Source organism: Priestia aryabhattai, from assembly GCF_023715685.1.
GTDB lineage: Bacteria > Bacillota > Bacilli > Bacillales > Bacillaceae_H > Priestia > Priestia aryabhattai_B.
On sequence record NZ_JAMBOQ010000007.1, the window covers coordinates 37,204 to 60,339 of the forward strand.

22 protein-coding genes are annotated in these 23,136 nt (G+C 38.8%); 13 read left to right on the forward strand and 9 right to left on the reverse strand.

The window, feature by feature from the left end:
• Positions 1-14: 14 nt before the first annotated feature.
• The 3 genes from M3225_RS23820 to M3225_RS23830 form a co-directional block, all read right to left on the reverse strand.
• The gene (locus tag M3225_RS23820) at positions 15-1,427 is read right to left on the reverse strand and encodes a sigma-54 interaction domain-containing protein (RefSeq protein WP_251398532.1); all 1,413 of its coding nucleotides are present in this window, start codon (positions 1,425-1,427) and stop codon (positions 15-17) included.
• Between the two features lie 104 nt (positions 1,428-1,531).
• Positions 1,532-2,395 (reverse strand): SDR family oxidoreductase, encoded by an 864-nt coding sequence (locus tag M3225_RS23825; RefSeq protein ID WP_251398535.1) that lies wholly within the window; start codon positions 2,393-2,395, stop codon positions 1,532-1,534.
• Between the two features lie 140 nt (positions 2,396-2,535).
• Positions 2,536-3,027, reverse strand: coding sequence for a YajQ family cyclic di-GMP-binding protein (locus M3225_RS23830; RefSeq protein ID WP_013055376.1), 492 nt, complete (start codon positions 3,025-3,027; stop codon positions 2,536-2,538).
• Between the two features lie 255 nt (positions 3,028-3,282).
• On the opposite strand from M3225_RS23830, the gene M3225_RS23835 reads away from it, so the two are divergent.
• On the forward strand, positions 3,283-4,146 hold the full coding sequence (locus tag M3225_RS23835; RefSeq protein ID WP_251398540.1) for a CvfB family protein: 864 nt from the start codon (positions 3,283-3,285) through the stop codon (positions 4,144-4,146).
• A 34-nt stretch (positions 4,147-4,180) separates the two neighbouring features.
• Here the strand turns inward: M3225_RS23835 and M3225_RS23840 are convergent, their stop codons facing one another.
• Together M3225_RS23840 and M3225_RS23845 are read right to left on the reverse strand one after the other, a co-directional pair.
• Positions 4,181-4,312 carry a DUF3941 domain-containing protein gene (locus M3225_RS23840; protein ID WP_013055378.1) on the reverse strand — a complete coding sequence of 44 codons (132 nt, stop codon included), beginning with the start codon at positions 4,310-4,312 and terminating at the stop codon, positions 4,181-4,183.
• Between the two features lie 52 nt (positions 4,313-4,364).
• Complete coding sequence (locus tag M3225_RS23845; RefSeq protein ID WP_251398543.1) at positions 4,365-5,225, reverse strand: DegV family protein; 861 nt, start codon at positions 5,223-5,225, stop codon at positions 4,365-4,367.
• Positions 5,226-5,481: 256 nt separating this feature from the next.
• Between M3225_RS23845 and M3225_RS23850 the strand changes: the two genes are divergently transcribed.
• The gene (locus M3225_RS23850) at positions 5,482-6,321 is read left to right on the forward strand and encodes a YitT family protein (RefSeq protein WP_025749916.1); all 840 of its coding nucleotides are present in this window, start codon (positions 5,482-5,484) and stop codon (positions 6,319-6,321) included.
• Between the two features lie 36 nt (positions 6,322-6,357).
• Here M3225_RS23850 and M3225_RS23855 read toward each other — a convergent pair whose 3' ends face one another.
• The 3 genes from M3225_RS23855 to M3225_RS23865 all read right to left on the reverse strand — a co-directional run bounded on the left by M3225_RS23855 (position 6,358) and on the right by M3225_RS23865 (position 8,206).
• Positions 6,358-7,119 carry a DUF3813 domain-containing protein gene (locus M3225_RS23855; protein ID WP_251398546.1) on the reverse strand — a complete coding sequence of 254 codons (762 nt, stop codon included), beginning with the start codon at positions 7,117-7,119 and terminating at the stop codon, positions 6,358-6,360.
• Positions 7,120-7,122: 3 nt separating this feature from the next.
• Positions 7,123-7,272, reverse strand: a complete 150-nt coding sequence (locus M3225_RS23860; protein ID WP_013081728.1) for a hypothetical protein — start codon at positions 7,270-7,272, stop codon at positions 7,123-7,125.
• 121 nt (positions 7,273-7,393) lie between these two features.
• Positions 7,394-8,206, reverse strand: coding sequence for a Cof-type HAD-IIB family hydrolase (locus M3225_RS23865; RefSeq protein ID WP_251398549.1), 813 nt, complete (start codon positions 8,204-8,206; stop codon positions 7,394-7,396).
• 237 nt (positions 8,207-8,443) lie between these two features.
• Between M3225_RS23865 and M3225_RS23870 the strand changes: the two genes are divergently transcribed.
• Positions 8,444-8,752: a metal-sulfur cluster assembly factor gene (locus M3225_RS23870; RefSeq protein WP_013081729.1), complete on the forward strand. Its 309-nt coding sequence runs from the start codon at positions 8,444-8,446 to the stop codon at positions 8,750-8,752.
• A gap of 27 nt (positions 8,753-8,779) precedes the next feature.
• On the opposite strand, the gene M3225_RS23875 is transcribed toward M3225_RS23870, so the two are convergent.
• Positions 8,780-9,478 carry a Crp/Fnr family transcriptional regulator gene (locus M3225_RS23875; RefSeq protein WP_251398552.1) on the reverse strand — a complete coding sequence of 233 codons (699 nt, stop codon included), beginning with the start codon at positions 9,476-9,478 and terminating at the stop codon, positions 8,780-8,782.
• Positions 9,479-9,829: 351 nt separating this feature from the next.
• Here M3225_RS23875 and argC point away from each other — a divergent pair, with 351 nt between their 5' ends.
• The 10 genes from argC to clpB all read left to right on the forward strand — a co-directional run bounded on the left by argC (position 9,830) and on the right by clpB (position 23,081).
• Positions 9,830-10,873 carry an N-acetyl-gamma-glutamyl-phosphate reductase gene (gene argC / locus M3225_RS23880; protein ID WP_251398555.1) on the forward strand — a complete coding sequence of 348 codons (1,044 nt, stop codon included), beginning with the start codon at positions 9,830-9,832 and terminating at the stop codon, positions 10,871-10,873.
• A gap of 45 nt (positions 10,874-10,918) precedes the next feature.
• A complete protein-coding gene (gene argJ, locus M3225_RS23885; protein WP_251398556.1) occupies positions 10,919-12,154 on the forward strand; it encodes a bifunctional ornithine acetyltransferase/N-acetylglutamate synthase in 1,236 nt (411 codons plus the stop codon).
• A 12-nt stretch (positions 12,155-12,166) separates the two neighbouring features.
• Positions 12,167-12,991: an acetylglutamate kinase gene (argB, locus tag M3225_RS23890; RefSeq protein WP_251398559.1), complete on the forward strand. Its 825-nt coding sequence runs from the start codon at positions 12,167-12,169 to the stop codon at positions 12,989-12,991.
• On the forward strand, positions 12,957-14,111 hold the full coding sequence (locus tag M3225_RS23895) for an acetylornithine transaminase (RefSeq protein WP_251398562.1): 1,155 nt from the start codon (positions 12,957-12,959) through the stop codon (positions 14,109-14,111). The genes argB and M3225_RS23895 overlap by 35 nt, the downstream gene beginning before the upstream one ends.
• A 70-nt stretch (positions 14,112-14,181) precedes the next feature.
• On the forward strand, positions 14,182-15,255 hold the full coding sequence (locus M3225_RS23900; protein WP_251398565.1) for a carbamoyl phosphate synthase small subunit: 1,074 nt from the start codon (positions 14,182-14,184) through the stop codon (positions 15,253-15,255).
• Entirely contained in the window at positions 15,248-18,358 is a 3,111-nt protein-coding gene (locus M3225_RS23905) for a carbamoyl phosphate synthase large subunit (protein ID WP_251398568.1), read from the forward strand. The genes M3225_RS23900 and M3225_RS23905 overlap by 8 nt, the downstream gene beginning before the upstream one ends.
• Positions 18,355-19,305: an ornithine carbamoyltransferase gene (gene argF, locus M3225_RS23910; protein ID WP_251398571.1), complete on the forward strand. Its 951-nt coding sequence runs from the start codon at positions 18,355-18,357 to the stop codon at positions 19,303-19,305. Before M3225_RS23905 ends, argF begins: the two co-directional genes overlap by 4 nt.
• Before the next feature lie 103 nt (positions 19,306-19,408).
• The gene (locus tag M3225_RS23915) at positions 19,409-20,053 is read left to right on the forward strand and encodes an SDR family oxidoreductase (RefSeq protein WP_251398573.1); all 645 of its coding nucleotides are present in this window, start codon (positions 19,409-19,411) and stop codon (positions 20,051-20,053) included.
• 130 nt (positions 20,054-20,183) lie between these two features.
• Positions 20,184-20,363 (forward strand): YjzC family protein, encoded by a 180-nt coding sequence (locus tag M3225_RS23920; protein WP_153253005.1) that lies wholly within the window; start codon positions 20,184-20,186, stop codon positions 20,361-20,363.
• A 114-nt stretch (positions 20,364-20,477) separates the two neighbouring features.
• The gene (gene clpB / locus M3225_RS23925; protein WP_251398576.1) at positions 20,478-23,081 is read left to right on the forward strand and encodes an ATP-dependent chaperone ClpB; all 2,604 of its coding nucleotides are present in this window, start codon (positions 20,478-20,480) and stop codon (positions 23,079-23,081) included.
• Positions 23,082-23,136: the final 55 nt, after the last annotated feature.

Sequence of the window (23,136 nt, forward strand, 5' to 3'; positions counted from 1 at the left end):
TGTGCACTTCTTTTTTATTTAGAGCGGATGTTTAATCGTTTCATACGATACTGCAAGCTTTGTCTGGTCAGCCCTAGTATCTTAGCACTTTTTGAGATGTTGTGGTTATGTTGTTCAAGCGTTTGTTTAATACATTCTGCTTCGAACGCTAAAAGCTGCTCTTTTAAAGGAAGAGAAGGGTGAAAAGCGCTTGGATAAGAAGGTGCTTCATTGCTTGCTTTATTTTCAAAATGTTCATGCTGCTTTAGCTGAAACTTCGTTCTGTATTGGAAAGGAAGGTGAGAATAGTGAATAACATCTTCATCCATTACCAAGTTCATTGCACCTTCAATAATGTGTTCTAATTCCCGTACGTTCCCTGGCCAGTCATAAGAGAGAAAAGAAGACATGACTTGGTGATCTACGGTTTTTACATTCATCTGAAACAAATCATTGTATTTTTTGATAAAAAACTTTGTTAATTCAATAATATCTTCTTTTCGTTCACGAAGAGGAGGAATAAAAAGCGTCACGACGCCAAGTCGATAATACAAGTCTTTGCGTAATCGATTTTCTGCAATCGCATCGATTGGATCTTCATTCATGTTCGCGATGACTCGAACGTTAACCGGTTTGTCCACTGTATCCCCAATTCTTCGTACGGTTTTTTCTTGCAGAACTCGAAGAAGCTTAGCCTGCAGGTTTGGGTTTAACGAGTTGATTTCATCTAGTAGTAATGTGCCTCCTTGCGCTTGTTCGAAAAGACCAGGATTATCCATTGCACCTGTAAAAGCTCCGCGTTTCGTACCGAACAAAAGGCTTTCAATTAAATTATCCGGTAGCGCAGCACAGTTTTGTGAAATAAAAGGAGCAGAAGAGCGGATGCTGCCATTATGTATACTTTGAGCAAACAGTTCTTTCCCCGTGCCTGTTTCTCCAATAATTAAGACATAAGAAGGAGTTCTAGTTGCGCGCTTGGCGTCTTCAATAACAGCGTGAACGGCTTGACTGTTTCCGATAATGCTATCAAACGTAAAGCGTGTGTTTCCTTTTTGCCTAATGTTTTGCCGGATTAGACGCTCTAGTTTCGTAACGTCCTGAGCAATTTCAACCGCTCCTTGAATGACCCCATCTTTTAAAATAGGGAAGGTATTATTAATCGTCGTGATTTCTTGTCCTTGATTGTTGAAATACGTTTGCTTGACGTTAACCGTTTCTTTTCCTTTTTGCAGCGCCTGTACAAGCGTGCTTTGCTGATTTTCTTTGAACATAAACACATCTAACAAGTTTTTATGTAAAACGTCTTGTTCATCCATCAGCTCCATCTTTGTCATCTTTTCATTGTAAATAATGGTTTTTCCTGTTTCATCGACTGCATGGATACCGGCATCGACTTTATTTAAAATGGTTTCGTATATATGTTTAAGAGTGCTTAATGTATCGGTCATTCAAATACTCTCCTTTAGCGGTGTTCATATCTCTATTTAAACAAAAATAGCTGAATTCTGATAGTGTTTTCACATAAAAATAAATGAATGACCGAAGAGAAATATTATCCGTTTACAATGGATCCCCCATTAATGTGCAGAACTTGCCCGGACATATAAGAAGAATCAGAACTTGCCAAATATACATAGGCCGGTCCGAGCTCAGAAGGCTGTCCTGCCCGTTTCATAGGTGTATTAGATCCAAATGTTGCAACTTGCTGTTCGTCGAACGTAGAGGGAATAAGAGGTGTCCAAATGGGTCCCGGAGCTACGCCGTTTACGCGAATGCCTTTTGTTGCGAGCGAAGCTGATAAAGAACGTGTAAAAGCAACGATAGCACCCTTGGTTGAAGAGTAATCAATCAGCTGATCATGTCCATGGTAAGCTGTCACAGACGTTGTATTAATAATAGAGCTTCCTTGTTTTAAATGAGGCAATGCAGCTTTGGTTAAATGAAAAATTGAAAAAATATTCGTTTGAAACGTACGGGTAAGCTGTTCAGTCGTGATATCCGTAATACTTTTTTGAGGATGCTGTTCAGCTGCATTATTGACTAAGATGTCTATTTTTCCGAAAGTCTGAATGGCCTTTGAGATGACTTCTTGACAAAAATGTTCATCTCCTATGTCACCAGCAAGCAACAAACAAGAAGCCCCCATTCGTTCAACTTGTTTTTTGGTTTCATTTGCATCATCATGTTCATTAAGATAGGTTACGACAATATTTGCGCCTTCTTTAGCGTAATGATAAGCGACAGAACGTCCAATGCCGCTGTCTCCTCCTGTGATAACAGCTACTTTGTTCTGTAATTTTCCGCTTTCCTTATAGTCTGGAGCGATAGAGGTAGGGATTGGATGCATATCTTTCTCAATACCTGGCTGAGTTTGCTGATGTTGAGGAGGGAAGTTTTGATTTTGATTTTGATTCATTGGTATACACTCCTTAATTAATATGAGTATGTAAGCGTATACTAGTATTTGTTAAGAATGTGTATCTATGCATGGGGATAAGTCTGAACGAATAAAAAAAGGCTTTGAAAGAAAAAATGAATGCCGGGGGCATCCATTTTTTAGCGGTAATTAATAAATTGTACGTCAATAGGTAAATCAGCGCTGCGAATTGCTGAAATAATTTGCTGCAGGTCATCACGATTTTTACCGCTTACGCGAAGCTGATCATCTTGAATTTGGCTTTTTACTTTTAAACCGGTATTTTTAATAATGGTATTTAGCTTTTTAGCGTTGTCTTTGTCGATACCTTGAATTAACTTGGCGCGTTGTCTAACCGTTCCTCCAGAAGCATTCTCAATTTTTCCGTATGAGATATTGCGTGTAGGTACGCCGCGTTTAATGAGCTTGGAAATCAGTACATCTTTTAACTGTTCAAGCTTAAATTCATCATCAGAAATAAGAACAAGCTCTTCGTTTTCGAGCGAGATTTCACTTTTACTGCCTTTAAAATCGTAGCGGGTTTTAATTTCTTTTGTTGCCATGGTAATGCCGTTCGTTACCTCTGATAAATCGACTTGTGACACAATGTCAAATGAACTATCTTTAGCCATAATAACCTCCATGTGTAAAGAGTTTGTTCTTTTATTATAAATAAAACACAAACTGTATACAACTGATATTGAATAGAGGGGCGGTAATTGATACAATACAAGTTATGCTTTTTGTTGTAAGCTATAGAAGTAGCTTTTTTAAACAATGCATGTATTTAAGTCGATTTGAAATTTAAAATGCTGTTCGATGCAAAGTGAGAAGGTATGTGGTGAAGGAACAATCACTACTAATTTATATAAAGGATGGATAGAACGATGAATGTAGAAGCTGGGATGAAAGCGTATTTAACAGTAAACCGGGAAACGCCGATTGGTTATATGTTAGCAGAAGGTGAAGAAGAAATTTTGCTACATAAAAATGAAACAACAAGAGAACTTGCTGAAGGAGAAGAAGTAGAAGTTTTTCTATACCTTGATCAGCATGACCGCTTAACGGCAACAATGCACTTACCCCTTGTGGAAGAAGGTGTCTATGAGTGGGTTGAGGTCGTAGATGTTAATCCAGATTTAGGCGTGTTTGTAAATATCGGCATGAACAAAGATATGTTAATTGGTTCAACAGACTTACCTGCGCTAGAAGATCTGTGGCCAGAAGTCGGAAGCAAGGTCTACTGTACGATGAAGATTTCAAAGCGCGGTAAGATGTACGGAAAAATTGCTACAGATGATGTGATGAAAGCGATGGCATTAGATGCTCCACCCGAACTTTTTAATCGTGAAGTGAGCGGATATATCTATCGCGTACTGCGCGTAGGTTCATTTATTATGACAGATGAAGGGTATGTTGGATTTATTCATGAAAGCGAAAGACGTAAAGAACCAAAGCTTGGTACGTATGTAACCGGCCGCGTAATTAATGTAAAAGAAGACGGAACGCTAAACGTATCGCTTCTTCCGCGCAAGCAAGAAAGCATGGATGAAGATGCACAAGTACTATACGATTACATGGAAAGTCGCGGTGGCGTTATGCCATTTTGGGATAAAAGCTATCCAGAAGATATTCGTGAGCGCTTTAATATGAGTAAAGCTGCGTTCAAACGTGCGCTTGGTAAACTGATGAAAGAAGGAAAAGTTTATCAAGAAGAAGGATGGACATATTTTAAAAAAGAAGAAAACTAAAAGGAGAAGCCGCTGAAAATTCAGCGGCTTCTTTTTATAAGTGATCAGTTTTTTTAGAAAATGAATGTTTTCCAAGCTCACGGTTATGTTTAGCTTGAAGATTCTTTTCGTGAAGCTTTGCGTTATTATCTTTTGCTTTTTTATCGTTATCGCTTGTTTTTGGCATTCAGATACACCCCTTTTTTATCGTATCTTTAGAATGCCCTCATCTTTTTAAATTATTCGATGGTTTCGTTCAAAAAGAACACCGCAATCGTCCCTGGACCAGAGTGAGAACCTATGGCTGCACCAATAATATTAATAATAAAATACTTGGTTCCAAAACGTTCTTGAATCATCTCTTTCAGCTGAAGAGCTGTTTCTAAATCATCTCCATGGCTAATTCCAATGGTTTGAGAAGAGAGGCTTTTTCCTCGCTCTTCCATTATGTCAAGCATGCGTTTGAAGACTTTTTTACGGCCGCGGATTTTTTCGATTGGGATCAATTTTCCATCTTCCACATGAAGCAACGGCTTAATATTAAGCAGACCTCCTACAAAAGCAGAAGCTTTGCTCACGCGGCCTCCTTGAGCAAGAAAATCTAAGTCATCAACCGTAAAAATATGTTCCATATGCAGAGCATATTGTTTTATTTTTTCTGTTATCTCTACTAGTGAGAGGTTTTGGTGTAATAATTGTGCAGCATAATAAGTAACTACTCCCTGGCCAAGAGATGCACATTTCGTATCGATTATTTCTAATTGAAAATCGGGATATTTTTCTAGGAGTTCTTCTCGAATCATCATTGCTGTTTGATATGTACCGGACAATTCAGAAGAAAATGCTAAATAAATGCACGAATCACCTGATTTAGCTATGTTCTCAAAGACTTCATACATAGTAGTTGGAGCCGCTTGAGACGTTTTTGGCATCTTGCCTTTACGAATGGCTTCGTAGACAGAAGCTGGTTCAATAGTTTGTAGATCTAAATATTCTTGGTTATCCAAGCTTACGCGAAGCGGTAAAAAGCCAACGTTATTTTCTTGAAAAAAGGATAAAGGCAAATCGCTTGCACTATCGGTTAAAAGTTTAATTGACATAAATGTCACCTTCCTAATTGCATTTATAGAACATTAAATGAGTTTGATGTATACACATTGAGAAGCGTTATATACGACATAGTATTAGTGTATAAGCACTTTGAGGAAAATACAATTTTTGAATAAGTTTTTTTAATTCTGTCAAATCGTACATACTATATGTACTAACTATTTTAAAAATGCTGACTTTATTCATTTTATAAATGGATATAAGAGATTAAGAAGTTTTAAAAAAGCGGAGGTTGGTCATTTGAATATGTGGCTTGAAACAAAAAAAGCGATAGTCGTCTTGGTAGGAGCATTATTGAATGCGCTTGCGCTCAACTTGTTTTTGATACCTGCTAATGTATATTCGAGCGGCTTTACGGGAGTAGCACAGCTTGTTTCGAGTATCGTGACAGATTACACCCCTTTTACTATTTCCACTGGAGTACTGCTGTTGTTGTTAAATATTCCTGTAACTATTTTAGGATGGAAAAAAGTTGGAAAATCATTTACTGTTTACAGCTTTATCAGCGTTGCTGCAACAACTTTGTTTCTTGGCATTATTCCTATTCAAGCACTTTCTAAGGACATCATCCTTAACGCAGTTTTTGGCGGCGTTATTTTAGCAGTAGGGGTAGGAATTACATTGAAATTTGGAGCTTCAACTGGTGGGCTCGATATTATTGCCCTGATTTTGTCTCGAGTAAAAGACCGACCAATTGGCACTTATATGTTCATATTAAATGCAATTATTATCGTGCTAGCAGGTCTTTTATATGGTGCTGAGAAGTCACTCTATACGCTTGTGACGCTTTATACGACAACTCGCGTCATTGATGTTATTCATACGCGTCATGTCAAACTCACAGCGATGATCGTAACGAAAAAAGGAGTGGAGCTAAGAAAGGCGATTCACGCCAAACTCGTGCGAGGGATTACGGCGGTACCGGCTAAAGGCGGTTTCACAAACGAAGATAAAGAAATGCTAATGATTGTTTTGACTAGATATGAATTATTTGACTTGGAACGAGTGATTAAAGAGGTAGATCCTAAGGCATTTACCAATATCGTTCAGACAACGGGAATCTTTGGTTTGTTTCGCAAGGATTAAAAAGGGTCCAGGTATTAATTACCTGGACCCTTTGTATTAATGTGTACCTTTTAAGTCATTAGAAAGCTCTTGAAGCTGAGCTTGTTCTTCAGGTGAAGCATTTTGCTGTGCATGAGACAGCATATCAGCTGCAATGTTTTCATCAGAAGCTGCAGACATATGAGCCTGAGACGGTTGCTGATTTTGACCAGCAGCTCCTAATGTATTCTGAAGCTGCTGAAGCTGATTTTGTTCTTCAGGTGAAGCATTTTGCTGTGCATGAGACAGCATGTCAGCTGCCACGTTTTCACTAGACGTGTGAGCTTCACCGTGAGCGTGAGAATGACCGCCTTCTAAAGTACTTTGAAGCTGTTCTAGCTGGCTCTTTTCTTCAGGTGAAGCATTTTGCTGTGCATGAGACAATATATCAGCTGCAACGCTCTCACTGGACGTGTGAGCTTCACCGTGAGCGTGAGAATGACCGCCTTCTAAAGTGTTTTGAAGCTGTTCTAGCTGAGCCTTCTCTTCTGGAGACGCATTCTGAACGATATGAGACAGCGTATCCGACGTAATATCTGCGCTTTTCTCTTGTGAATGTGATTCTCCATCTGTATGATACGCTTGATGTAATGAATTTTGGAATTGCTTCAATTGTTCTTGCTCCTGTGGAGAGGCGTTAGAAGCAATAATATTTAATACGCCTTCTGAAATATCAAGCTCACCGTTGCCGTGCTTTTGACGGTGAAGATGATCGTCTGAGTGACCGGATACTGCATTTCGAATAGCATCTTTTACTTGACCAAAAAGTGAATTTTTCATAAGTTACTGTCCTCCATGAGGAGTTTGGCGCTGCTGAGCTTGAAATGCTTCTGCCTCCGCCATAGTCATATGATAAGGAATTCGTTCATCATGTTTTTGAACTGCGTCTGCACCTTGTTTCACAAAACGTTTTGATCGATTGCCTCTGCCCATCATAAATTCCTCCTCGTAATATAAATAAAACCGACACCTTAAGAAGTGTCGGTTATAGTGTGTGCTAAATAAAAAAAATGATAGCGATAAAAATTTACCTTGCTTTTCAAAAAAAGCTAAGTTATAAATTTAACGTTTTTTCCAAATAATAAGCAATACCATCATTTTCATTAGATTTTGTTACTTCACGCGCTAGCTGTTTTAATTCGCTAATACCATTTTCCATGGCGATTCCATGTCCTGCAAATTTAATCATTTCAAAATCATTGTCTTCATCTCCAAACGCAATAATTCGTTCGCGTGGAATTTGATAATGATTAGCTACGCGCTCAAGGCCTACCGCTTTATTAAGTCCTTTTTTTACAATCTCAACCACATGCCAAGGTGCTCCCCAGCGTCTGTGCTCTAGTACTTCTGCATGAACATCTGAAAGGTGAGAGCGTATATCTTGTACATGTTCTTCATCTGCATGAATTAAAATAGACGTTGGATCGTGCTGCAGCGTGTGACGCAAATCACCTGTTTGTAATTTAGGATCCCCTAGGCTAAGTACATCCATTAATTTTCGATCTTCAAAATGAAGATATACATCATCTTGCACTTCCGCCATGATGTTGTTGATGCGATAGTCTTGCATAGCCGTCACAATCTCGTGAACAGTGCTTCGGTTTAAAGGTTCGTGATGCGTGCCAAAATTAGGCTGAAGGGGATGATGAACAAGCGCTCCATTAAAGTTTACGATAGGCGTGGATAAATCTAATTCGCTGTAGTACATAGCACTGGAACGATAAGGTCTTCCAGTGGCAATCATCACCACATGGCCTTCTTGTTTGGCTTTTTCTAATACTCGTTTTGTTTTAGGTGAAATGGTTTTTTCATTCGTTAATAATGTTCCATCCAGATCTAATGCAATTAAGTGTTGATCGTTTCTCATATAGGCTCCTTTTAAATTGAAGTAGTTATACGATTATATTGAATTCTACCAATATTCATGCTTGTATTCCCATATTTTACACAACTTTTCCTCATGAGAAAAGCAGAACGATTGACATGTAAAAACTGTCTTGTTACGGTGTAAGTCATAGTTATTATTGATTGCTTATGATAAATTGTTTCAGGGTATATTTAATACGTGAAGATAATTACGGAAGTAAAGGAAAGGAGAATGAATGTGGAGAAACAGTTAGAAGATAAAATCATGGAATCACTAGAAGAAGTGATTGATCCAGAGCTTGGCGTTGATATCGTAAATTTAGGCTTAGTGTACGGTGTAGAAATGGAAGAGAACAACACGGTCATCGTTACGATGACGTTAACTTCCATCGGCTGCCCGCTAGCTGGTGTGATTGGAGAACAAGTGAAAAAACAATTAATTTCGCTTGAAGAAGTAGAAAATGTAGAAGTGAATATCACATTTAATCCGCCATGGGATAAAGATCGCATGACGCGCTACGCTAAAATTGCATTAGGTGTTCAATAAAAAAAGCCATCAACGATGGCTTTTTTCTTATTCAATTCTGCACAATTCTACAGGGCAGTCCTCGCAGTCTATTTCTTTTCTTAAGAAAGAGAGCTTATGAATGATAATTTTTCCATCTGCCATTGAAATCACTTCGTTTTTTCGCAACTCAGCGAGCATGCGATTGACCACTTCTCGAGATGTCCCGCATAGATTGGCGATTTCTTGATTTGTCAAAGTTACGTTTAATAAAATACCATTTGGCTTCATTACCCCAAAACTATTGGACATGCGAATAAGAGTAGAGTAGAGAGCTCCTTTTTTTCCATTTAGAATTAAGTCTCTAAACTTTGTCTGCATTCGCTTAATTTGTAGTCCCATCCACTTCATGTATTCCATAGAAAGAGCAGGGTATTGTGCTAGTTCGTTTTCTAACACCCGTTTTTGAATACTGATTGCCGTACAAGGTTCAATGGCTTTTGCTTGAAGCATATGGGGAGTAGATCCGCAAAACAGCATGACTTCCCCGACTAAGTCTCCTGAACTCGCCAGTTGAAGCGTCAGTTCGCGTCCTTCCGGCGTCACTTTACCTACTTGCACGGCCCCCGACGTAATAAAAAATAAATGGGTTGAAGTCGAACCTTCTTGAAAGAGAAAGTCACCTTTTTTAAACGGGATTTTATGATCAAAGTTCATAAAAAATTGCTGCAGCTCATTTGAAAAACAATCCGTTGTGATGTTCATCATGTTATCACCTTTTAATTAAAATTTTTGCGACTGTTACTTATAATCTATTAAGTTAGAACAGTCTGTATATGCTGTACGTCCACTAGCCGTATGAAAAGAATGTCATACGGATGATTTTTATCGTTACTATCATTATACACAAAAACAACCAGTGTTTTCCAAAAGTATCTGTGAACAATTTCTGTGAAAAATAGAAAGTTAGTTATAAAAATAAAAAATGATGAATAAATAAAAATGTTTAAAAATATAGAATAAAGTGTTGGATTTTTTAAATATTCATTTGATTTTATTTTTATACGGTATTATAATGATAAATAATTCAAATAGATACGTGGAAAAAGGAGTTTTAAAATGAAAGAATACAAGGTAGGAATTGTTGGAGCAACAGGGTATGGAGGAGTAGAACTGATTCGTTTGTTAGCGAATCACCCACATTTTCATGTTTATGCAGTTTATTCATCTTCTCAGGATGGGATGGAACTAGCAGAAGTTTATCCTCACCTTTCTAATACTGTATATACGCTGCAAGATATAAACCCTACGAACATGGCTAAAGAATTAGATTTAGTGTTTACAGCAACTCCGTCCGGTGTTTCTAGCAAACTTGTACCTCAATTAATAGAAGAAGGAATAAAAGTGGTAGATCTATCTGGAGATTTTAGATTAAAAACAGAAGCGCTTTATGAAAAATGGTACAAAAAGCCTGCCGCAGCCGAAGCGTTTTTACAACAATCTGTGTATGGATTATCAGAATGGTTTGCAGAAGAAGTTGAAAACAGTACGTTTGTTGCGAACCCGGGTTGTTATCCAACAGCTACACTGCTTGGGCTAGCTCCCCTCGTTAGTAAAAAAATGGTGAAATCAAACTCTATTATCATTGATGCAAAGTCCGGAATCTCAGGAGCAGGACGCGGTCTTTCGCAAATTGCTCACTATGCTGAAATCAATGAAAATATGAAAATATACAAAGTAAATCAGCATCAGCATATCCCAGAAATCGAATCTATTTTAGAAAAGTGGGATGAGGAAATCGGTCATGTTACGTTCAGTACGCACTTAGTTCCAATGACGCGAGGGATTATGAGTACTATATACGCTGAACTTTCTGAAGAGAGCTCAGTACAAGAGCTTCATCAGCTATATGTAGATACATATCAAAACTCTCCGTTCGTTCGCGTTCGAAGCGCTGGTGAATTTCCGTCTACTAAGGAAGTAAGTGCATCAAATTATTGTGATATTGGTATTGCATTTGACGAACGAACAAAGCGTGTCACCATTGTTTCTGTCATTGATAACTTAGTTAAAGGGGCAGCCGGTCAGGCCATTCAAAATGCCAATATAATGATGGGGTTTGAACAGCAAACGGGTATTGGGTTACTGCCTGTCTTCCCATAAAAGCATAGCATCACTAATCACGATAAAAGCAGGAGGGAACGTATAGTGATTACGGTTAAACAAACTAAAGAAAAGATAAAGAAAATAGAGAACGGTACAATTGTAACGCCGCTAGGTTTTTCAGCAGATGGCGTTCACGCTGGTTTACGCTATGCTAAAAAAGATTTAGGAGTTATTGTAAGCGATGTGCCAGCTAATTGCGCAGCCGTTTACACGCTTAATGCCTTCCAAGCAGCGCCTTTAGCCGTTACAAAAGAAAGTGTAGCAGTGGAACAGAAGCTGCAAGCTATCATTGTGAACAGCGCATGTGCAAATGCATGTACTGGAGAACAAGGATTAAAAGATGCATACCAAATGCGAAATACATGTGCAGAAAAGCTTAATATTCTACCTCATCATGTAGCGGTAGCTTCTACAGGGGTAATTGGAGAGCTTCTAGATATGAAAAAAATCGTGAAAGGCATTGGGTTATTAAGTCCTTCGGCGAACAAAGAAAAAGCAGAAGAATTTCAAACGGCTATTTTAACAACAGATACAGTGATGAAGTCTGCTTGCTATGAAACAAAAATTGATGGCAAAACGGTTACAATTGGCGGCACAGCGAAAGGATCAGGCATGATTCACCCAAATATGGCTACGATGCTTAGCTTTATAACAACGGATGCCAAGGTTGAAGCTTCAGTGCTACAAGATGCGCTGCGTTCTATTACAAATAAAAGCTTTAATCAAATTACAGTGGATGGTGATACGTCAACCAATGATATGGTTGTTGTTTTAGCAAATGGAAAAGCTGATCACAAATCGCTTACATCAAATCATCCTGAATGGACTTCATTTTATGAAGCACTGCGCTTGACGTGTGAAGATTTAGCCAAACAAATTGCACGTGACGGTGAAGGGGCAACAAAACTAATTGAAGTAAACGTATCTGGTGCTCATACAAACGAAGAAGCAAATGTGATTGCTAAACAAATTGTGGGCTCGAACTTAGTGAAAACGGCAATGTATGGAGCCGATGCCAATTGGGGACGAATTATTTGTTCAGTTGGCTACAGCGGAGTAGCGCTTAATCCTGAAACAGTGAATGTTTCGTTAGGTAATATTCAGATGTTAGAAAACAGCCAGCCTGTTTCATTTAGTGAAGAAGAGGCAAAGGCTTATTTAGAAAATGATACGGTTGAAGTCTATGTTGACTTACAGCAAGGAAGTGGAATTGGCAAAGCGTGGGGCTGCGATTTGACTTACGATTATGTCAAAATCAATGCCAGTTATCGAACGTAAGGAGAGAGTAAAATGAGCAATGAAAAAATCGTCGTTGTAAAATGCGGAGGCAGCATTGTCAATCAGTTAACAAGCGCTTTTTTTGAAAGTATTCAGCAGTTAAAAGCGAGTGGATATCAGATCATTGTCGTGCACGGAGGTGGACCTGATATTCAAGATACTCTTACCAAACTTCACATTGAAACAGAATTTGTGGATGGGCTTCGAAAAACGTCCAAAGAAGCATTAGAAGTTGTGACTATGGTATTAGCAGGCAAGGTTAATAAGCAGCTTGTAAAAGATCTACAAAAAGCGAATTTAAAAGCGGTAGGATTATCAGGAATTGATGGATTATTGCTTAAAGCAGAGGCTATTGATGTTGAACGTCTAGGTTACGTTGGAGAAGTAAAAGGTGTAAACGATACATTATTAAAGCAATTAACTGACAGTCAGTATATCCCAGTTATTTCTTCCATTGGAGCAGATGAAGAAGGTAATAGTTATAATATTAACGCTGACGTGGCGGCCGGAGCAGTCGCACAAGCAGTAAATGCTGAAAAGCTGATGTTTGTAACGGATGTAAAAGGAGTGCTAAAGGATGGAACCTTGCTTCCTGAACTTACAAAGTCAGAGATTGATGCACTTATTGAAGAAAAAGTAATTTACGGCGGAATGATTCCGAAAGTGACATCAGCGGTAAATGCTTTATCTTCTTTACTTGAAGAAGTTCATATTATTAGCGGAATTGACGGATTTTTAGACAAGGAAGGAAATATGATTGGTACAGCAATTAAATATAATGGAAAAGGTGGAGAAGATAGCGATGAGTGCATTGTTTCCAACATATCAACGGTTTGATATCCATGTGGAAGAGGCGCAAGGAACAAAATTAATAGATAACAAAGGAAATGAATATTTAGATTTTATTTCAGGTATCGCTGTTTGTAATGTAGGTCATCGTCATCCTGATGTTCAAAAAGCGGTCGAAGAGCAGTTAAATAAAGTCTGGCACGTGTCAAATTTATTTCATCAATCTATTCAAGAAGACGTAGCAGGTAAGCTTGCGGAACATTCAAACGGTGATGCAGTATTTTTCTGTAACAGCGGTGCAGAAGCCAACGAAGCTGCGATTAAATTAGCGCGCAAGTACACACAAAAACACAAAATTATTACTTTTACAAAATCATTTCATGGACGTACATTTGCTACAATGACAGCTACAGGGCAGGCAAAAATTCATGATGGCTTCGGTCCTCTTGTTAATGAGTTTGTTTATGTCCCATACAATGATGAAGAAGCATTAAAACGGGAAATGGACGACACCGTAGCAGCAATTATGGTGGAAATCATTCAAGGAGAAGGCGGAGTGGTTCCAGGAACCGAAGCATTTTTGTTAACCATTCAAGAGCTGTGTAAAAAGCATAAAGCACTCTTTATAGTCGATGAAGTGCAAACTGGAATCGGCAGAACAGGAAAACCATTTGCCTATCAGCATTTTAACGTGTCACCAGACATTATTACAGCGGCTAAAGGGTTAGGAAGCGGAATGCCGGTTGGTGCGATGATTGGAAAAGGCTATCTCAAAGAAGCGTTTGGACCTGGTACTCACGGAACAACATTTGGAGGAAATCCAATTGCTTTAGCTTCAGCCAAAGCAACCTTAAACATTATTTTTAATGAAGCATTTTTGGCAGAGGTTAGAGAAAAAAGCCTTTACTTTACCAACGCTTTGAAAAATAGCGTAGCAGATTATTCATTTGTAACGGATGTTCGTGGAAAAGGCTTTATGATTGGAATTGAATGCGGAGAACATCAGTCGGCATTGCTTGCAGCTATGCGTGAAAAAGGATTGCTAGCACTGGGAGCAGGACCGCATGTAGTACGATTGCTGCCGCCTTTAACTGTAACAAAAGAAGAGTTGGACCAAGCGATTCATATCATTGAAGAAGCGTTTAGCCAAACAAAAATTACTTCATAATACAAATTTTTTTGAATATATTTGTATAAAAATTCTGTTTTATAAATAATTATTCGAAGAGGGATGCACAATGAACGGATATTTACACTTAGCAAACGGCGATTCGTTTGCCGGACACATTGAACATACAGCAACGCACCAGGCAGAAGGAGAAATTGTTTTCTTTACTGGAATGACTGGTTATCAAGAAGTTGTGACTGATCCATCTTACAAAGATCAAATTATCGTTTTTACGTACCCTTTGATTGGGAACTATGGTATCAATGAAAAAGATTATGAAAGCAAAAAGCCTCACGTAGCAGGCGTTGTCGTATACGAATGTTCAGATGAAGGGTTCCATTACGAAGCCATGTACAGCTTTAAACAATATTTAAAGAAATGGAACATTCCGCTTATTACACATGTGGATACGAGAGCGGTCGTAAAACGAATTCGAAAAGAAGGTACGATGCAATCTGCCTTTTCGGCATCTGCTGAACTACCAGCATTTACGGCTGAATGCGATGGATATGTGGTAAAAGAAGTATCAACAAAAGAGCCTGTTACTTACGGGAACGGTGAGAAACACGTTGTATTAATGGACTTTGGATATAAAAAATCAATTTTACAAGAGCTGTTAAATCGAGAGTGCAAAGTAACGGTTGTTCCGTATTCTACCAGCCTTTCAAAAGTAAAAGAGCTGCAGCCGGATGGAATTGTCTTATCAAACGGACCTGGAGATCCAACTCAAGTGAGCAGTCAGCTGGATGAACTAAAGGCAATTATTTCAGCTTATCCAACTTTGGGAATTTGTTTTGGCCATCAGTTAATTGGGCTCGCTTTTGGAGCACAAACCAAAAAGCTGACGTTTGGTCACCGAGGAGCTAATCAGCCTGTAATTGATTTAACGAATAACAAAGTGTGTATGACGTCTCAAAACCATAGCTATGTAGTAGATGAACAGACGGTTACGTCTACGCCGTTAAACGTTCGATTTAAAAATGTGAATGACGGATCGGTTGAAGGTTTAATGCATAAAGACCTTCCTGTTATGTCAGTTCAATATCATCCAGAAGCACATCCTGGACCAAGTGACAGCACGTATATCTTTGATGAATTTATGAAGAAAGTACAGCAAGTAGGGAGCGGAAAAGTATATGCCTAAAGACCAAACATTAAAAAAGATTTTAGTAATTGGCTCAGGACCAATCGTAATTGGGCAAGCAGCAGAATTTGATTATTCAGGAACTCAGGCATGCTTGTCATTAAAAGAAGAAGGTTATGAAGTTATCTTAATCAATAATAATCCAGCTACGATTATGACAGACACTCACGTAGCAGATCGAATATATTTTGAACCATTAACAGTAGACTGCGTAGAGAAAATTATTGCTAAAGAAAAGCCAGATGGTTTGTTAGCCACATTAGGCGGACAGACGGGTTTAAACTTAGCCCTTGAGCTTCATGAACAAAACATTTTGCCAAAATACGATGTGAAACTTTTAGGGACACCGATTGAATCAATCAAAAAAGGTGAAAGCCGTGAAGAGTTCCGCGCATTGATGAATGAACTGAATGAACCGGTGCCGGAAAGTGAAGTTGTCACAAAAGTAGAAGAAGCGTTAGCTTTTGCCAAGAAAATTGGTTTTCCTGTTATTGTACGTCCTGCTTATACGTTAGGCGGAACGGGCGGAGGAATTGCTCATTCTATGGAAGAGCTTGAAAAACTTTCAGCGTCAGGTTTGCGTGAAAGTGCTATTACTCAATGCTTAATTGAAAAAAGCATCGCCGGATTTAAAGAAGTTGAGTACGAGGTTATGCGTGACGTAAACAATACGTGCATTACAATTTGTAATATGGAAAATATTGATCCGGTAGGCGTTCATACTGGAGATTCGGTAGTCGTTGCTCCTTCTCAAACGTTAACAGACGTAGAATATCAAATGCTTCGTTCCGCTTCAGTTAAAATTATTTCATCGCTTGGCATTATTGGAGGTTGCAACATTCAGTTTGCGCTTGATCCAAAAAGCAAGCAGTACTATCTAATTGAAGTAAATCCGCGTGTGAGCCGTTCGTCTGCTCTTGCATCAAAAGCAACTGGATATCCGATTGCTAAAATTGCTGCAAAGCTATCAGTAGGCTACACGCTTCATGAGTTATTGAATCCTGTGACAGGAGACACGTATGCAAGTTTTGAACCTGCTCTTGACTATGTAGTAGTGAAATTTCCAAGATGGCCGTTTGACAAGTTTTTCTACGCCGAGAGAACGCTTGGTACACAAATGAAAGCAACTGGAGAAGTAATGGCTATTGACCGTAACTTTACACGTAGCTTTCAAAAGGCATTGTCTTCTTTAGAAATTGACTTACAAGGATTAGAAGTAGAAGAACTGCAAGAACTTTCAACGGATGAATTAAAAACCAAGCTTGGCGAACAAAGCGATGAGCGTATTTTTGTTATCCTTGAGCTTTTACGCCGCGGCACAACGCCTGAGTATATTCATGAAGTAACGCAAATTGATTATTTCTATTTAACACACTTTACACAGCTGATTAAAATGGAAGCCTCTTTAAAGGAAGGACGTTTTGATTCCATTACAGCTGAACACTTCAAGCAAGTGAAGGAGCATGGATTTACAGATGCTTATCTAGCAAACGTGTGGAATGTGCCGGAGCTTGAAGTGCGAGCGAAACGTAAAGCACTACATATTACGCCGAGTTATAAAATGGTGGATACATGTGCAGCGGAGTTTGAATCTTCTACGGCTTATTTCTACTCCAGTTATTACGGTGAGAGCGAGATTGAACCATCAACCAATAAAAAAGTTGCTATTATCGGTTCTGGACCAATTCGTATCGGGCAAGGAGTAGAATTCGACTACAGCTCTGTACACGGTGTGTTAGCTCTTGAAAAAGAAGGGTACGAAACGATTTTAATTAACAACAATCCAGAAACGGTAAGTACGGACTTTGAAGTAGCAGATCGCTTATATTTTGAACCTGTAACAGTAGAAGATGTATTAAATGTTCTTGATGCTGAAAATGTGACGGATGTAATTGTTCAATACGGAGGTCAAACTGCTATTTCACTTGTTAAAGGTCTAGAAGAAGCTGGCGTCAATTTATTAGGTATTACAAATGATGTCATTGATGCACTTGAAGATCGTGACCTGTTTTATAAGCTCTTAGATGACTGTGCTATTCCGCATATCCCAGGTGAAATGGCGAAAGATGAGAAAGAGCTTGTACAAAAAGCAAAAGATATGGGATTCCCATTACTTATTCGTCCTTCTTACGTGATTGGCGGAAAAGGAATGCTGACAATTCAGAACGAAACAGAGCTGCAGGCTTGTTTACCCGCTATTAAAGCGTCTCATTTTCCAATGCTTATTGATGCTTACTTCCCTGGAAAAGAAGCAGAAATTGATGTTGTAGCAGACGGAAATGATGTGTTGATTCCGACAATCGTTGAACATATTGAAAAAGCCGGCGTTCATTCAGGAGACAGTTATGCGCTTTTACCAGCAAAAACAGTAGAAGAAGCACATAAAGAAAAAATGGTGAGCTACGCTCAAAAAATTGTAAACAAACTTCAATATAAAGGGATTATGAATATCCAATATGTTATTTACAACGATGAGGTCTATATGCTGGAAGTTAATCCGCGTGCCAGCCGTACAGTGCCTGTAGTAAGCAAAGTGTGCAATACACCGCTTGTTTCGCTATCAACTCAAATATTGCTCGGGAAATCATTGTCGGAAATTAGTGAAAAGCTAGGTTTATTGCCAGATCCAGCTTACACAACTATTAAGTTTCCAGTATTTTCGACAAGTAAATTATCAGGAGTCGATCCCCTTGTTGGACCAGAAATGAAGTCAACTGGTGAAGGAATTGCGATTTCTTCAACGATTGAAGAAGCAGCAAAAAAAGTATTCCATCAGTATGTGTTAAGTAAAAAAGGTGCTACGGAAGTGTATATCAACGGAGATGCGCAAGGTCTTGAAGCACTTGTACAAAGCGCAGGCTTAACTCTTGTTAAAGACAAAGAGGTTAGTGAATGGGTAAAAACGAAAGAAGCTTTATTATACGTAAGTTTACAGCCTGAAGATAAAGAAAGCCGTATGTCAGCATTAAAACACGGTTTGATGGTAATGACGGAGGCAGAAACGGCTTCACTATTTTTCCAATCGTTTCAAGCGGATGAATATCAGGTTTCATCACTACAAGAATGGTTTCAAAAAACTAAAAAGGAAGTGACAGTATCATGAGTACAGTATCGATAAATACCAATTTAAAAGGAAAAGATTTGCTTACGCTTAAAGATTTATCATCAGACGATATTATGTCACTTTTGGAAAGCGCCATTGAGCTGAAAGAAAAGCATAAAAATGGTGAAATCGTAACATCGTTAAAAGGAAAAACGCTGGGTCTCATTTTTGAAAAATCTTCAACAAGAACAAGAGTCTCATTTGAAGCGGGAATGATGCAGCTTGGAGGAAACGCCCTTTTTTTAAGCAGCCAAGATTTACAGATTGGACGCGGAGAAACGATTGCTGATACAGCTCGCGTACTATCTGAATTCATCGATGCTATAATGATTCGTACGTTTGAACATAGCAAGATTGAAGAGCTTGCAGACTACGCATCCATTCCCGTTATTAATGGTTTGACAGATGATTACCATCCTTGTCAGGCTCTAGCTGATTTATTAACGATTTACGAGCACAAGAAATCATTCGAAGGGCTAAAAGTAGCTTATGTTGGAGACGGAAATAATGTAGCGCATTCGTTAATGATTGCATGTGCAAAAATGGGTATAGATATTTCAATTGGATGCCCTGATGGATATGAGCCAAAAGACTTTGTAACAGATTATGTTAATGAAATAGCTGCTAAAACAGGTGCGAAGGTTACGATTACAAAAGATCCTGTAGAGGCTGTAAAAAATGCCGATGCTATTTATGCAGACGTATGGACAAGTATGGGACAGGAAGAAGAAGCACAGAAACGCTTGAAAATATTTGCTCCTTATCAAGTAAATGATGAACTAGCTGCCTATGCTAAGTCAGACTATTTATTTCTGCACTGCTTGCCTGCGCATCGTGAAGAAGAAGTGACAGCAAGCATTATTGACGGACCAAATTCTGTTGTCTTTCAGCAGGCTGGAAATCGTATGCATGTACAAAAAGCTTTGCTGCAAGCCATTTTAGCTTAAGAGAAAAGCCCTTTCTGAGAATGTCAGAAAGGGTTTTTTGTTTAAAGGGAATTAATTGAGGGAACATCAATTGTATACTAAACAGAACGAAAGGTGATTTATGATGAAAGTATTAGTTGTTGGAGCAAACGGAACAACGGGAAAACAAGTGGTAGAAAAAGTCGTAAACAGCAAGCAGCATGAAGCTTATGCGATGATTCGCGACGAAAAGCAAACAGACGCATTAAAGAAGCTAGGTGCTAACGTTGTGCTTGCTGACTTGGAGCAAGATGTTTCAGATGCTTTAAGAGGTATGGATGCTGTCATATTTGCAGCAGGTTCTGGAGGACATACGGGAGACGAAAAGACAATCGCTGTAGATCAAAACGGTGCTAAAAATATCATTGATGAAGCAAAAAATCAAGGTGTGAAGCGCTTTGTTATGTTAAGTTCAATGGGAACAGACGCACCTGAACAGAGACCAGAAGGCTTACAGCTTTACTTGCGTGCTAAAGCGATAGCGGATGAATACTTAAAGCAGTCTAATTTACAGTACACAATTGTACGACCAGGAACTTTATCTAATGATCAGGCTACTGGGAAAATTGATATCAATAATGATATTCAAGATAAATCTCAGACGATTCCTCGAGCAGATGTAGCAACCGTGCTTGTAGAATGTCTAAACGAAGAAGCTACGATAGGCAAAACGTTTGAAATGTTAGCTGGAGAAACTGAAATCGAAAAAGCTATTAAGTTTACTCATTGATACAAAAGGGCGGATCTACAAGTCTGCTCTTTTTTCTCTTCCTAATATGAAAACATCTCCATTATGAAACGGAAATCTTAAGGGAATAGTATAGGAGAACATTTCATTTCAGGAATGAGGAGGCAGGACAATGGGACAAAATCGTCATTTCACACCGGGTCAAAAAGCTCCTAACAACGGAGTGTATATTGAAATTGGTGAAACAGGAAGCAACGTAAATAATCCTCAAAAGGTTAAATTAAAAGCAGGAGAGCGTTTTCCAGAGACGGCAAACGATGATCGCCACTGGACATACGTGCGCAAGCCTTAAGTAGTAAAAAATAAAGAAGCCATTCTAAATTGAATGGCTTTACTTGTTTTCCCATCGCTGGTTATAATGAAATAAAGGTCAATAAAGGTCAAATGTATCGAAGGAGGATGTTCAATGGATATAAATAAAATGACCCAAAAATTGCAAGAAGGCGTGATGGAAGCGCAGTCCGAAGCTATTAAACGAAATCAGCAGGAAGTGGATATTGCTCATTTGCTTTATACGCTCATTCATCAGCAAGATGGTATTGCTCCTCGCATATTAGATCATTTACATATAGATCATCAATCTTTTCAGCAGCAGGTAAATCAATTGCTTGCAAAAAAACCAGCTGTCACTGGAAGTGGTGCTGAAGCAGGGAAAGTTTATATTACAAATAAACTTCAGCAGCTGTTTGTCAAAGCTCAAGAAGAAGCATCTCGTCTGCAAGATGATTATGTTTCAGTTGAGCACATCTTTTTAGCATTAGCACAGGAACCGTCTTCTAGTGAATATAGCAAGTTATTTTCAAGTCACGGTATAACAAAAAAAGCCCTGCAAGATGTGCTTACTAGCCTTCGAGGGAATCAGCGAATTACAAGCCAAAATCCGGAAGTCACTTATGAAGCGTTAGCTAAATATGGAAGAGACTTAGTGGCAGAAGTACGAGCAGGGAACATCGATCCAGTCATTGGACGAGATGGAGAAATTCGCCGCGTTATCCGCATTTTATCGCGAAAAACAAAAAACAATCCTGTTTTGATCGGAGAACCTGGCGTTGGTAAAACAGCGATTGTTGAAGGCCTAGCACAGCGTATTGTTCGCCGAGATGTGCCTGAAGGATTAAAAGATAAAACCATCTTTTCGTTAGATATGGGAGCTTTAGTAGCAGGAGCGAAGTTCAGAGGAGAATTTGAAGAGCGTTTAAAAGCTGTTCTTCAAGAAGTTAAGAAAAGCAATGGTCAAATTCTGTTGTTCATTGACGAACTTCATACAATCGTTGGAGCAGGCCGTACGGACGGAGCGATGGATGCAGGGAATATTTTAAAACCAATGCTTGCTAGAGGAGAGCTTCACTGTATAGGAGCTACAACTCTTGATGAGTACCGTCAGTATATTGAAAAAGATCCAGCGCTTGAAAGACGCTTTCAACAGGTGCTAGTTGAAGAACCTTCAGTAGAAGATACAATCTCTATTTTACGTGGTTTAAAAGAACGATTTGAAATTCATCACGGTGTAAACATTCATGACCGAGCAATTGTTTCAGCAGCGGTTATGTCTGATCGTTATATCTCAGATCGTTTTTTACCTGACAAAGCAATTGATTTAATTGATGAAGCATGCGCAACCATTCGAACAGAAATTGATTCCATGCCATCAGAATTAGATGAAGTGACAAGACGTGTAATGCAGCTTGAAATTGAAGAAGCGGCATTAAGTAAAGAAACAGATCAAGCAAGCATCACAAGGTTAGAGGCAATTCGAAAAGAAGTATCTGATTTAAAAGAACGTGCAGATATAATGAAGCTGCAGTGGGAAAAAGAAAAGCAGTCGATTCAAACGGTACAAGATGTACGGGAGCAGCTTGAAAAAGCGAAGCGAGACCTAGAAGAAGCTGAAGGGAAATATGATTTAAATAAAGCAGCTGAACTTCGCCACGGACGCATTCCAGCTCTTGAAAAAGAACTAAAACAGCTGGAAGAAACAGCTGCTGAAAAAGCACAAGAAAACCGTTTGTTAAGAGAAGAAGTAACAGAAGAAGAAATTGCTGAAATTGTAGGAAGATGGACGGGGATTCCGGTATCGAAACTAGTTGAAGGGGAAAGAGAAAAGCTGTTGAAGCTTGAGTCAATTTTACAGCAGCGTGTGATTGGACAGGATGAAGCCGTATCCTTAGTTACGGATGCCGTGATTCGCGCACGGGCAGGCATTAAAGACCCGAACCGTCCGATTGGATCATTTATTTTCCTAGGACCTACCGGAGTAGGAAAAACGGAGCTAGCCAAAACGTTGGCACATTCTTTATTTGATAGTGAAGAACAAATGGTTCGTATTGATATGTCTGAGTACATGGAAAAGCATGCAGTCTCTAGACTTATAGGAGCTCCTCCAGGCTATGTAGGATATGAAGAAGGTGGACAACTAACGGAAGCGGTGAGACGCAAGCCTTATTCAGTCGTTTTGTTGGATGAAATTGAAAAAGCTCATCCCGAAGTATTTAACGTGCTCCTTCAAATATTAGATGATGGAAGAGCGACAGATTCAAAAGGAAAAGTCATTGATTTTAAAAATACAGTCATTATTATGACGTCAAATATCGGTTCTCAATTTTTACTAGACGGTTTAACAAGCGAAGGCGAGATTACTGAAAAAGCCAGAGAGCAAGTAATGGCTCAATTAAGACAGCATTTTCGCCCAGAATTCTTAAATCGAGTAGACGACACGATTTTATTCAAACCGCTAACTGTTCATGAAGTAAAAGGGATTATTGATAAGCTATTGCTTCAGCTTGAAAAGCGTTTATCCGACCGTCATATTTCGTTAACGTTAACAGAAGAAGCAAAGAATTATATTGCTGCCTCCGGGTTTGATCCAGTATACGGAGCTCGCCCTTTAAAGAGATTTATTCAAAAATATATTGAAACAAAAATTGCCAGAGAATTAATTGCAGGGCAAATTGAAGATTATAGTCAAGTGACGGTTGATGTAAAAGATGATGAGTTTATTGTCAGCGTATAAGTTTTCTAAAAAGACCATTCATGATGAATTGAATGGTCTTTTTTTGCTATTAAGA